Raw genomic sequence first — 11,467 nt, 5'->3', positions numbered from 1 at the left:
GTTTATGCTAGTTAAGATGTGATTTAAAATTCCTATTAGATCGTCCTCATATCTATTCGTTATGAGGAGAATGAAGAACTATATAGAATGCTAAATAGAGGTAACTATAAAAATATAACTATAAAACGAAGAGTTGTTTTGTCTTTACGTGATAGACAAGTTGTATATGGTCTACTTAAGGTCTAAATATGAATTTTAGTTAACGAATATTGGAAGCAATTTGAATTGAGATAGATGTTGGTATTGGAGGTGTAACTTTCATGATTATTCATGATCTAAAATTGGAGAATTTCTATGGTTTTGAAGAGAGATATATCACATTTTCAGATAAATTTACTGTATTAGTTGGAGATAATGGAACAGGAAAAACAGCTGTGTTAGATGGTTTAGCTGTTGCGTTAGGAGCTTTTTTAAGTGGGTTAGACGGTGTACATTCTAGACATATTAGACGTGATGAAATACATAGGAAAATATATAATCAGGGTAGTTTAACCGATATTCAGATGCAATTTCCAGTGAGAATAAGCTGTACAAGTACTGTAGAGGGGCATAAATTAGATTGGTCAAGAGCGGTAAATGGTAAAAAAGGAACAACTACTAGTAAAGAGGCTCGGTCTATTATAGAGTATGCTTCTTATTTGCAAAGAGCCGTAATGCATGGTGTAGAAGTTAAACTCCCTGTTATTTCTTATTATGGTACGAGCCGATTATGGGTACAAAGAAAGGAACAAAATAATATTAGAAGAAACAATGACAGGCTGGAAGGGTATGAGGATTGTTTAGATCCAGCTTCCAATGAAAAGCATTTTTTCCGCTGGATGGAGAAAATGACGTATATTGAGTTGCAAAGAGGAGAAACACCACCAGTTTTGAAAGCTGTTCGTAAAGCAATTTCAGAGTGTATGAGGACGTGGAAGACCATTGGGTATGATGTGGATTCTCAGGAAGTACATGCGATAAAAAATGATAATACAGCGATATCTTTTCACTTGTTAAGTGATGGGGTAAGAAATATGCTAGGACTAGTTGCAGATTTAGCGCATCGAATGGCTCAGTTGAATCCTGCATTAGGAGATGCTGTGATAAGAGAAACACCAGGAGTTGTATTGATTGATGAGCTTGATCTGCATTTACATCCAAGTTGGCAACGTAGAATTGTTGAAGATTTAAAACGAACGTTTCCGGAAGTGCAGTTTATTACGACTACACATTCGCCATTTATTATCCAGTCTCTTGAAGAAGGGGAATTACGCCGCCTTCATGAAGAGGACGACGATGAAGTAGTGCGAGATGAGGAGTTTGTCAATAAGAGTATTGAAGACATCAGTGAAAGTGTAATGGAGATTGAAAATGTACAAAGAAGTGAAAAATATAAGAAAATGTATGAGGCAGCACAAAAATATTATTCACTTCTTCAAGAAGGAAAGCAAGCATCTGATGCTGAAGTTGAGAAGTTAAAAAATGAGTTAGACGAGATTGAGTCCTTATATAGTGATGATGTGGCATATTACGCATTTCTGCAAATGGAAAGAAGAGCAGCCAGATTAGCGAGGGATACAAATGAGGCCGATTGATAGAGGAGACGTTCCAGTAGATGAAGATGGGGAGCCTATTCAGTTCAAAAAGTATCAAGAGTCTAGAGGACATTTAATGGACAGGATAGGATCCTATTGCTCTTATTGTGAAAGAAGTTTGGGGGGCAATGTGGCAGTTGAACATATACAGCCTAAAAGTTTACATGAGGAATTAGCGTTAACGTGGGACAATTTTTTACTCGCTTGTGTAAATTGTAATTCTATCAAAAGTAATCAATCTATAAATCTAGAAGAATATTTATGGCCAGATAAAGATAACACACTATTAGCGTTTCACTATATGGAAGGCGGCTTAATAACGGTTTCTACTGCTTTAACTCCAGAGATAAAACAGCTAGCAGAGAGAAGTATGCAGTTAACAGGACTAAATCGTTATCCTAGCGTGGATCCAAATACAAACCCAGAAAGAACGGATACACGTTGGAGGGATAGACGTACAGCAGGTTCTGGTGCAAAGATTACATTTATTTGAAAGAGGTATATAGATTCCTAATGAAATCTATTCTTATGCAGCCATTCCTTAATAAATAAGTTGCCGAGTAGTATCGTGGAGAAGATTAAAAATATTGAAATCCCGAATGTATTCCCTGAACCCGCGCTAGCAGGCATTGGAGGAGAAAGAAAGACACTTGGAGAGTTATTTTCTGCTGTTAATAGTGGAACTAGGGGCACGGGTAACACTGTTCATAGATCTGAAATTGACGAAGTAATTAAAAATAATTACGATAAAGACGGAAATTTGATTAATAGATCAATTGTTCCTAAGGGATATGATAGTGTTGAAGATTTCTTAAAACAAGTAGATGATACTACTATCAAAGAATTTGGGTATGATAGTGTTGAAGAATTTAAATCAGTGGTAGGATATGTTGATGACTTTTTAAACGCTTCACCTAAAAATAATATAATTAATAAAGGATTGGCAGGAGGAACACATGTGATGGGTGTAGGCTATGATGTGTTAGGTTTTCCTATTTTTAAAGGAGATAACTTAAAATTCACGTTAAAATTAGATAAAGAATATTATGTTATGAAAGATACACCTCAGTTTAAAGAGTGTACAAGGATATTAAAAGAGGCAATTGAAAAAGGTAAAGTACCACAGGAACTTTTTACCCCACAACAGCTTAATCAGATTGAAAAGGGGAGAGCAAGAATAAAGGGGCTTACTTGGCACCATCATCAGGTTCCTGGAAAGATGCAATTAGTATTAACAGACATTCATGGGGTTAACCATCTTGGTGGAAATAAATTATGGGGAGAGGGTATTAGATGAGAAAAGATTTAGAGTGGGAATATGCTGATGCAGAAGTATCAGAAACTAAGATTAAAGAAATTGGATTACAATTAGGCTTCCAGTTACCTCAAGATTATATTGATTGTGTAAAAATAAATGGAGGTGCGAGTGTATTACCAGAAGAATTTAATGTAGGCAATGTAGAGCGTTGCTTTGGTAGTTTATTTAGTTTTGATGAGGAAAGTAGTGAGTACATTATTAAAAAGTATGAAATATACAAACCTACGCTTCCGCAAAAGATTTTCCCTATTGCAATTGATCCAGCTGGAAATTTAGTTTGTTTAGATTATAAAAATAATACAGAAAACCCAATTGTAGTTTTTTGGGAGCATGAGAATGCTGGCGAAAAAGAAATGTTAATGCGTCAAGAAGGTTTAACAGAAGCACAAGTAGAAGAACTGGCAAGAGAAAATGTATTGTACATTGCAGATACATTTACTGATTTTTTAAGTAAATTACACGATTAAAAAATATAATGATGAATGAATAATAAAGTATATGTGAAGTGGATAGAAAAAATAATAGGGTGTTTGAAAATACATACTCCATGATGGTTGTACCATCATGGAGTATTACGTGTAATGATAGAATAGAAAAAGAAGTACGAGCTTAGGCGAGATGACATTCTACTATGCGACGAACATAAAGACATGGGATGGACATGAAACTAACGAACTCGTACAAACACGTAAGTTTTAACGTAGTAGTTGTCACGAAATACAAAAGGCGTCATACTATTACTACAAAACTTACAAGTTTAATGCTACTTAAAAATAGATGAACTTAAAGCACTGGATTGTCAATTATGGCAACGAGTGCTTTTTTGTGTTTTAACGTGAAAATTTAAAAGGGAATTATAATTTTATAAGTGTATTAACTGTTAAATTTTATAGATTGTAAGGGCTGTGAACAGTGTATGATGATAGTAGAGGGGAAAAATAAGGATCTGGTGCAAAGTTTGAAGAAAGCATAAACAGATTGGTAAATGAGGAAAAAGGATTAGGAAGTAGCTAGCAATTGTTGAAGTTCATTGTATGTTGAAAAAGCGGAGTCTCTTTGCAGACTTTTTCTGAGGTTAAGAATGGAACTAAGGGTACGGGAGAAGGTAGTAATACAAACTCAAACAAAATTAAACTAACTCAAGAACGGGAAAAATACTATTGAAAGAAAATAGATGAAGGTAAAGCGCGAGGAGAGTATGACGTAGCAGATGATATTATATATGACCGTCATTGTGAAGAAACAGAACCACCTTTAGATCGTAAAGATTGGAATGATAAGACTGAAAATTTAAGAAAGAGCCGAGAGCGTGGAAGAGAAGAAGAAGCAAAAGGTAGAGATGCTTTGAGCGAACATTTAGGTCGTGAATTAAAGAACAATAACGTTGGTAAGGTTGTTACGTATACATCCAGTGAAGGGCATCTTACGCGTCTAGACAGTATAGGACTTAATGCTAAGGGTGAAATTGATTTGGTTCATGATCACAAACACAAAATAAGTGACAAAGAACACGTTATTCATGATGACATGCAAATGCGAGCTGAAAGAGAACTGGCACAGGAGAAAAACGGCCATCATGTTGTGACAATATCAAGTGACAAACCCGATTAAAATGGGATTCCACCTCAGCCAAGACCAAGTGGGCCTTTAGCGAAAAAGAGTGAAATTTACTATACTGATCCAAGTAGTGGAAAAGTAACTCACGTATGGCAAGCTGACTCAGATCTACCTGGTGAAGGTGAATGGATAAAAGTATAAATATAAATTATTATGTAACTTTATTTTTTAGTATGAAGGAGGATATAAATGAAACCTAAATATTTTTCAATCGCAATGTATCCCACAGTATCTTTTAATCAGGAAGAGATACTAGGGCGTCTTTTGGATGTGTTTGAGTCAAATGAAAAGTTTGCTCCTACTCATTGGGGCAACTGTGAAACAATACAGGTAGAATATAATCGTGAGGAAATTATTGAAAAAGTGATTTCGGAGCGTAGGGTATCTGAAGTTCACCTCTATCGTGATAAATCTGTTAATTATAGAGGGAGCTTTGAAGTTAATTTGAGCCATGGCTCATTTTTAGAGTTTGAGTTTCATAAATCTATACCCAAAAAATTGTGGTCGGATTTTTTTGAGTTATCCGACCAAATCACAGAAATCGTGAAACCAAGTTATGGAGTGGCACATATGTTTTGGCCAGTATCCTATCCGTGGAATACCGAACGTGAACGCTTACATAAGTGGATGAATATGTGTTCTCAACCTGTACCAGTTAGGTTTCGTCCTAACGGCCCCTTGGGGGTAGGAACTAGAACATATTTTAGTAGTCATGTTTTGGACATGTTTGATAAGGAATTATTACTAAATAGTCCAGCTGTGGTATCAGAACTGAATTGGGGTGGGATGTGCATAGATCTTTTACAAAATCCATTAGAAGCTGATATTGATACATTGCTTGATAGTTGGTTACATGTAATGGAATATTTAGAACCAGCTCAAGTAATGGCTATACCAAGTTTTGGTGATAATGGAAGAGGGGTATTCTTCTCTCCTAATGTTGCTTGGAAGGACCATCTGAAAAGCTAAGTGAAAAGAGGTAGTAATAATGAATGAGAAGAATGATGATAGAATAAGAGTCATGGAAATATTAAATCGATCTCAATACAATGATGAGGTTATAGATCAGTTAGATATGAGTGATTTGGACCTTACTTTTTCAGACCTGTCAGAGGTAATGGGAGATCGTATTATGGCAAAACGGGTCATGTTAAGGGCTTCTTCATTAATGAGGGCATCGTTTCATGATTGTGATTTTGAGTTGGCTGATTTCAGAATTTGTAATTTAGAGGAAATACATATTGCAGATTGTAGGTTTGGTGAAGCGAATTTCTCTAAAGCGAATATGAAATATGCGAAATTGAATATAAGTAGTTGTTTTGAAACATGTTTTGACGAAGTTGATTTTTCATATGGAGAACTAGTTGGAACAATTTTAAATCATGCTACTTTTCGCCATGCGAATTTATCTGGAATTGATGCTACACAGGCGTATTGCACTGGAACGGATTTTAGCAGTGCCAATCTTACAAATAGTAAATTTGAAAAGACAGATTTGGAAAATGCAAATTTATCAGAAGTAGATGCTAGAAATGCAGATTTTATAAATGCAGATTTAACAGGAGCAACTCTTTTAAATGGGAATTTTACAGAAGCGGATTTTACCGGTGCTACACTTGACAATGTAGATTGGACAGGAGCAAATGTAGAAGGGGCTAAGTTTGACGAAAATGTGAAGGAACAAGTGTTGAAAATGATATAGAAGTTGATTTTGAATCGTATGTAAACTTGGCAAATAAGTTTTAATGTATTATTTGTCACAACATGTACAGGATGTCACACTGTCACTATAAAACTCGCAAACATTCATAGGGGAGATTCAATGATAAACCAAAAAAAGTTAGAAATGGCTTTTAAAAGATATAGCAAAAATTTTGTGGATGGAATCAAATTTGAAGATGTTAAAGATGAATATAATGTTAATAGAAGAGAGAATGAGGAAATCGTTGAGCAAAATGAAACAAAGAAAGATCACATACTATTAATAAATCTAAACCCAATTTCTTCATATCACTTGTCACTATGGAAAAATGATGTATTGATCAGCGGTGGAAACAATGTAGAAGGATTAAAGAACATGCAGAAGGTCTTATTTTACCAGTGCATGGGACAGGATCTCTATACAATCAGGTATCCTGGGATGATGTTGGAATATTCGTTTAGAGAAGTCGTCCTCACATTAGTTCATTTTGCAATGTATGGATGGGAGAAAGAAGAAAATATATTATATGATTTTATGGCTCATCACTTCGGTGGACATTTAATAAATGCCAATGAAAAGGATAGACATATTTGGTTTTTGCTAGAGCTGTACTTGCAGTATAAAAATAAAACCATCATGGGAACGAATGAAAAATTGCATCTAGCCGTGATAAATAAGTTTAAGGAAGCTGAACTACGATGCGACTTAATCCCTGAAGACCTGAACATTTATGATGAAGTGCTGGGACGTTGGTCGACTGGTAATTTAGAAGAAATAGAACATCTAATTTCGATAATGTCTGAGTATCATTCTGCATTAGCTTCTGAAATCGGACAGTTCGGTGAATTTGGTGATTTCAGATACGGATTTTATCCTTTTGAAATCTTATTCTTGATCCATGTAAGAAAACAACTAGGATTGCCAGTACCTACTCAATTCGATAATTTTCTGATGAATACTCCAGAAGCGAAAATGGTATTTGGAGAACGTGAGCCATACCCTGAATGGGACCCTGTTCTTCAGATGATCGATCAATTTTATCGTAAAAACTACCCGGAATATATTCCTAACAAGCATGGAGAATTATTTCAATAAAAGGGAGGAAGCTAATATGCCTAATCAAGGGATAGCGCAGATTATATTTCCTGATAGCAAGGATTTGGAAACGTTTTTGAAGGAGCAAGGAAGTTATGACTTACATGAAGACCTATTAAAATATGGATTGACGACGAAACAGTTTTTATACGTTGACTATAAAGGTGAGCAATACCAAGAAATTGTCAATTTTATTCTTGATTACGAATTTGCCCACCAAATTGAATTAGCAACACAAGAAGAACTCGAGAAATTAGAAGCATTTCATTATGAATTTTTACCTGAAAAGATCCAGGAGGTCAACAAAATACTGTCACCAAAGGGGTATGGACTATTTTCATATCCAAATTCGGGCGACTTCTTCGCACTATTCATTGGAAAAATAGGGAATATAACAAAATTGCTGCAAGAAGAAGTGCTGCACGATGATAGAATCCCTTTTCAAGAAAGGTGTATCAAGTATTATAGATAGACCGGTTCTGGTGCAAAAACCTCAATGCAATTGCAATTTGGGGTATCGCCAGCATTTTGGAAAAAACCCACGCTAAGCAAAAAATACAATAAGCCGCCCATACGGACGGCTTATTTACATAAAATTCGTTAACGGAAGTTAATTATATTTTTCTACGTACTAAATAAAAAGCTAACGACCCCATAATAACAGGCGCGACGAAATAAAAAAAACTTAAAAAAGAAAAAGTAAAAGTAAAAAGAAATAGTGTAAGTGTATAGATAGCTGATAGTCCTATAAATACAGGAATTCCAAATTGTAATTCTCTACATCGTTTGATTTTCCTGTATAAGACTTCCCCAATTAGACAAGCTATAAGAGCTGGTATACTACCATAAATGACGATCATTTTAATGAATCCAAATAAAACGGTCGGGTGAATATAGCTAGGATTAAAAATATATGAAATCAAGAACCATCCGAAAATAAAAGTAAATAGACTTGCAGCATAACTAATTAAAAATTTTATCAACGTAATCACCCTCACAATTTCCTAATATTATCTTCATTGTATCATTATATAAGATAGATAAAATGTGAAATAAATGTAGTATACATGTGAGTTTGACATAACGTCCTATTATCGGGATTCAATGTATTTAGAAGACTATTAAAAGTCCTCCAGATTGTTTAACTGGGGGAATTTTGTGTTCACATAATTCTTGTTAGCGGAAGTTTTTTTATCTAGGCTCAGTTAACGTTTAATGTTGATTTTCATGTTAAGATTGAAGTATGTAACAACATGTCGCTACAAAAAGAACGGAGGAAATACGGTGAAAATGCATCTTCAAAAAAGTTTATATGTTGAGTTGAAAAATGCAATTCGTTGTCATTATAACGAACTTATAACTAGGTGCGGTGTTGACACAATATATGGGTACTCCATATTAACAGACGATTGTGTCAATAGCATTGGACCAGTGGCTAATAAAGAAAGACTGATCAAAGTTAATAAATCGGACCCTTTATACAATTATTATAGATATGGAGCTGTTGAGTGGAGCGAATGGGACGATTTCGGAATGTTTGATGAAGTGAACAAAATTATTAAGAAATATCATGAAACCGTCGAAGATGACTTTAACATGCGAGTAAATACACTGTTGAATGAATCGTTAAATGTGTTAATGGAACTTGAATCAGAAGGATTGTTTGGAGACAGAAATGATAATCGATTTATTGTCATTTGTGTAACTGATTCATCGAACGAAATCATGATTGAATCAGCTCGATTGCTTAATACATTAAAGATATACGAAGAATATGCTTCAGAATTTGCATAAGAATGAATATAAGTAAAACTGCTCTCTATAAGAGGCGGTTTTCTTTTGTTCGAAAGTCAACTATTAATATTAACAGAGCCTTTATCTAAAAATACAGCCCTTACTATACATTTTTATTCATAACTTTAGAGGAGTTTTTTGCTACAAAATATCCTGTCATTCCAGATATAAAGCTCGGTGGTAAACTCCAAAAAAAGAATCCCCATAGATAAGTAAATCCAAAGAGATAAAACGGTACATCTTTTTTAAAAACAGTACATCTTTCTTCAAAACAGTTAAACTTTGTTATAAACGATTAAACTTTATTTCAAATCCACAGTAAGAAAGTGGAGTGCGATTTATCTAAGAATATAGAATTTTTAACAAAAATTCATAATTATGTTATATAATGATGTTAACAAACCATATTTTAGGAATTACCTCGATTGTGTAGAATGTATATTTTGTTTTGATGAGCTAAAATATTTAGCTAAAAGAACTTGTAGCGGGGCCTGCTACAAGTTCTTTTATTTGGAGAATTACTTTTCATTAAATGAAAATACGAAAAAAAAGGAGTATACATAATGAAAGCAAAGAGACTTATAACGTTAGCACTTCCAATCATGTTATTAGGAGGTTGTGCTACAGATAAAGCAGAGACGAAAACAAAGGATAAAGTAGAAGCAAAGTCAGAGACGAAGGAAAAGGAAGTAACAAAGGAAAAGATATCTAAAGAAGAATATCCAAACCATATGTATAAGTTACGAAGTGACTTAGAAACGAAGATTACTGAACTAACGGAAACAGCAAGTCAAACGAAGGATAAAAGCAACGATATACAGAAGTTAAACAAAGAAATATTTGAAAAAGAAGCTGAATTACAAGAAATAATTTCTAAATTCCATAAAATTGAGCCACCTAAAGAGTTTGAAGAACAACATAAAACAATTCTAAAAGCAGTAGACTTTTATAGTGAAGCATTTGCAACACAAGTTAAGTCAGCGAAAAGTGGTTCTATTACAAAAGAAAAGATTCAAGAGTCAAAAGACTTAATGCTGAAAGGTAATGACTACTTAAAAGAGGGGTATACACCACTTGCCGATGCGATAGCAGATGCAGGAGAAAAGAAACTTCAAGCAACTGAACATTCAGAATTCCCTAAAGACAGTAAAGAGTTTGTAGGTGAATGGGGTCATTTCGAAGGTTCTGAATTCGTTAAGGCATTAGACTTTAAGGAAGATGGTACATATACGATTTTCGATGATAAAGGTAAAACATCATTCGAAGACAACCATATGACAGGTAAATGGTCTTACAAGCCAGACTCAAAACAATTCACAATGACAATTGAGGAGTATGTGAAAGACGGTCAAAAGATGGATAAAAGTCAATTGAATGAATCAGTAGACTATACTCTTGAAATCTTCCTAAACGATTACTTAAATATGGTAGACGCAAAGGGTAACAGAATAGATGTACAAAAACGTAAATAATATAGGTTAAGAGATTATAAAGGTGCTTGGAACAGAACGAAGTAATGTAAACAATAGGTTGTAGCAGGTTACTTGTCAAAAGGTAGCCTGTTTACATACAAGAAACAATATATTAAAGGGTATTCAAAATGAAATCAAAGAAACAATAACCACAAACAAAGGGGTATATAACAATGAAACGTAAACTATTAGCAGTAACATTACCAATTCTATTAGTAGCAGGGGTAGGTTGTTCAAATAAAGACGTTACAGAAGAGAAGAAAACTGATAGCTTACAAGTAGCTGAAGCAGACAGTCAAGAAGTGTCGAAGGTTAAAGAAAAATCAGGTAACAAAGACGTATCAGAGACTAAGGTAGAGAAAGAGTACAAGTCAAAATTAAACTCTTTATTAGAGGATATAACGAAGCAAGCATTAGAATTAAGTGATATTTTGACTAGTGATAAACCAATAATTGAAAAAGCAGATGCGTATAGAGAGAAGTCTGAACCTATGCAAGAAACAGCAGATAAATTAAGTGAATTAGACCCTGGCGAGAAGTATAAAGACGTACAAAGTACTGTACAGGATGCTATGTATAATGCGAAGACTGGTACAATTTTAATAGGTCAAGGATTAAACCTAAAAGACGAAACTTTAGTTCAAAAGGGTTCGGAATCAATGGATAAAGTTTCTAAATTACTACTTGAAGTAGATAAAAAGTTGGAAGCGATAAAATAAAAGAGGGGGTATAACACATACCCATCAAGCTAGGATTTTCAGAAACCTCCCATAACAAAAAATTTACCTTTTCACAGTTATTCATAAGAGTTCGGCTCATTTTTTCTTTTTTGGGACCCTTATTTTTCTTAAGTTGATAGGTATGGGGTAGCGTCACATTGGTCTTATCCCTGTCA

The 11,467-nt window shown here is 34.3% G+C and carries 12 protein-coding genes and 2 pseudogenes; 12 read left to right on the top strand and 2 right to left on the bottom strand.

All coding sequences use genetic code 11. The annotated features are described in order from the left end of the window. Positions 1-260 precede the first annotated feature (260 nt). From V7038_RS10830 to V7038_RS10815, 4 genes are read left to right on the top strand one after another with little or no spacing between them, the layout of a single operon-like run. Positions 261-1,574 (top strand): AAA family ATPase, encoded by a 1,314-nt coding sequence (locus V7038_RS10830; protein WP_335470173.1) that lies wholly within the window; start codon positions 261-263, stop codon positions 1,572-1,574. After that, positions 1,561-2,067 (top strand): HNH endonuclease, encoded by a 507-nt coding sequence (locus tag V7038_RS10825; protein WP_335470171.1) that lies wholly within the window; start codon positions 1,561-1,563, stop codon positions 2,065-2,067. The genes V7038_RS10830 and V7038_RS10825 overlap by 14 nt, the downstream gene beginning before the upstream one ends. A 51-nt stretch (positions 2,068-2,118) precedes the next feature. Then, positions 2,119-2,871, top strand: a complete 753-nt coding sequence (locus tag V7038_RS10820; RefSeq protein WP_335470177.1) for an HNH endonuclease — start codon at positions 2,119-2,121, stop codon at positions 2,869-2,871. Beyond that, on the top strand, positions 2,868-3,359 hold the full coding sequence (locus V7038_RS10815) for an SMI1/KNR4 family protein (RefSeq protein WP_335470169.1): 492 nt from the start codon (positions 2,868-2,870) through the stop codon (positions 3,357-3,359). Before V7038_RS10820 ends, V7038_RS10815 begins: the two co-directional genes overlap by 4 nt. A 532-nt stretch (positions 3,360-3,891) precedes the next feature. Here the strand turns inward: V7038_RS10815 and V7038_RS29525 are convergent. Then, positions 3,892-3,963: pseudogene (locus V7038_RS29525) on the bottom strand (IS6 family transposase); the annotation flags it as partial. On the opposite strand from V7038_RS29525, the pseudogene V7038_RS10810 reads away from it, so the two are divergent. The 5 genes and pseudogenes from V7038_RS10810 to V7038_RS10790 all read left to right on the top strand — a co-directional run bounded on the left by V7038_RS10810 (position 3,949) and on the right by V7038_RS10790 (position 7,778). After that, positions 3,949-4,650 (top strand): annotated as a pseudogene (locus V7038_RS10810) (ADP-ribosyltransferase). The pseudogenes V7038_RS29525 and V7038_RS10810 sit on opposite strands and share 15 nt — an antisense overlap. Before the next feature lie 48 nt (positions 4,651-4,698). Beyond that, entirely contained in the window at positions 4,699-5,478 is a 780-nt protein-coding gene (locus tag V7038_RS10805) for a hypothetical protein (RefSeq protein ID WP_335470167.1), read from the top strand. 19 nt (positions 5,479-5,497) lie between these two features. Beyond that, positions 5,498-6,211: a pentapeptide repeat-containing protein gene (locus V7038_RS10800; protein WP_335470165.1), complete on the top strand. Its 714-nt coding sequence runs from the start codon at positions 5,498-5,500 to the stop codon at positions 6,209-6,211. Between the two features lie 120 nt (positions 6,212-6,331). Beyond that, a complete protein-coding gene (locus tag V7038_RS10795) occupies positions 6,332-7,306 on the top strand; it encodes a hypothetical protein (protein ID WP_335470163.1) in 975 nt (324 codons plus the stop codon). 16 nt (positions 7,307-7,322) lie between these two features. Beyond that, positions 7,323-7,778, top strand: coding sequence for a hypothetical protein (locus tag V7038_RS10790; protein WP_335470161.1), 456 nt, complete (start codon positions 7,323-7,325; stop codon positions 7,776-7,778). A gap of 142 nt (positions 7,779-7,920) precedes the next feature. On the opposite strand, the gene V7038_RS10785 is transcribed toward V7038_RS10790, so the two are convergent. Beyond that, positions 7,921-8,298: a hypothetical protein gene (locus V7038_RS10785; RefSeq protein ID WP_438825107.1), complete on the bottom strand. Its 378-nt coding sequence runs from the start codon at positions 8,296-8,298 to the stop codon at positions 7,921-7,923. 292 nt (positions 8,299-8,590) lie between these two features. Here V7038_RS10785 and V7038_RS10780 point away from each other — a divergent pair, with 292 nt between their 5' ends. The 3 genes from V7038_RS10780 to V7038_RS10770 all read left to right on the top strand — a co-directional run bounded on the left by V7038_RS10780 (position 8,591) and on the right by V7038_RS10770 (position 11,291). After that, the gene (locus V7038_RS10780) at positions 8,591-9,100 is read left to right on the top strand and encodes a DUF4303 domain-containing protein (protein ID WP_002115086.1); all 510 of its coding nucleotides are present in this window, start codon (positions 8,591-8,593) and stop codon (positions 9,098-9,100) included. 563 nt (positions 9,101-9,663) lie between these two features. Next, positions 9,664-10,572, top strand: a complete 909-nt coding sequence (locus tag V7038_RS10775; protein ID WP_002115085.1) for a DUF7018 domain-containing (lipo)protein — start codon at positions 9,664-9,666, stop codon at positions 10,570-10,572. A gap of 173 nt (positions 10,573-10,745) precedes the next feature. After that, positions 10,746-11,291 carry a DUF7018 domain-containing (lipo)protein gene (locus V7038_RS10770; protein WP_070128264.1) on the top strand — a complete coding sequence of 182 codons (546 nt, stop codon included), beginning with the start codon at positions 10,746-10,748 and terminating at the stop codon, positions 11,289-11,291. Positions 11,292-11,467 lie beyond the last annotated feature (176 nt).

Origin of the sequence: Bacillus sp. JJ783, assembly GCF_036963225.1 — a bacterium.
GTDB classification, from domain to species: domain Bacteria; phylum Bacillota; class Bacilli; order Bacillales; family Bacillaceae_G; genus Bacillus_A; species Bacillus_A cereus_U.
Note: the sequence above shows the minus strand (reverse complement) of the source record. Positions and strands in the feature narration are given on the sequence as shown.